Source organism: Pseudomonas sp. PHC1 (genome assembly GCF_046487845.1).
GTDB classification, from domain to species: domain Bacteria; phylum Pseudomonadota; class Gammaproteobacteria; order Pseudomonadales; family Pseudomonadaceae; genus Aquipseudomonas; species Aquipseudomonas sputi.
On the sequence record NZ_JBJXHJ010000077.1, the window covers coordinates 1 to 659 of the forward strand.

A 659-nucleotide genomic window follows, 5' to 3' on the forward strand; every position below is an offset into this window, starting at 1 on the left:
TGGCCACTGAGCTCAGATGATTGGGACAATCAAATGATGTTCTTTCTGGAGAAAGGTTTCCGGGTCATCGCCCATGATCGCAGAGGACATGGCCGCTCGACCCAAACCTGGACTGGCAATGACATCGATACCTACGCAGCGGATGTGATTGAGCTCACTGACGCCCTAAATCTGAAAGGAGCAATTCACGTAGGCCACTCCACTGGCGGCGGAGAGGTTGCACGGTATGTTGCCCGCTCCAAGCCAGGCAGAGTCGCCAAGGCTGTATTGATCAGTGCCGTTCCACCTATCATGCTCAAGACTGCCAACAACCCAGGAGGTTTGGGTATCGAGGTATTCGACGGGCTGCGTAAGGCATTGCTCGAAAACCGCGCACAGTTTTACATGGACATTCCTACAGGGCCGTTTTATGGCTACAAACGCCCTGGGGCCAAAATCGCGCAGGGCACAATTCAAAATTGGTGGCGCCAAGGCATGATGGGTGGTGCTAAACTCCAATATGACTGCATTAAGGTGTTCTCTGAGACGGACTTTACAGAGGATCTAAAACAGATCCAGATACCCACTTTGGTAATGCATGGCGATGATGATCAGATCGTGCCATACGATGACTCTGCACCTCTGGCGGTGAAGTTACTGAAGCATGGTACGCTCAAAAA

1 protein-coding gene is annotated in these 659 nt (G+C 51.7%); it reads left to right on the top strand.

Annotation, left to right across the window (positions count from 1 at the left end; genetic code table 11):
• Nucleotides 1–659: alpha/beta fold hydrolase (locus ACKJSM_RS28695; protein WP_410239539.1), on the top strand; the 659-nt coding region annotated here is incomplete at both ends.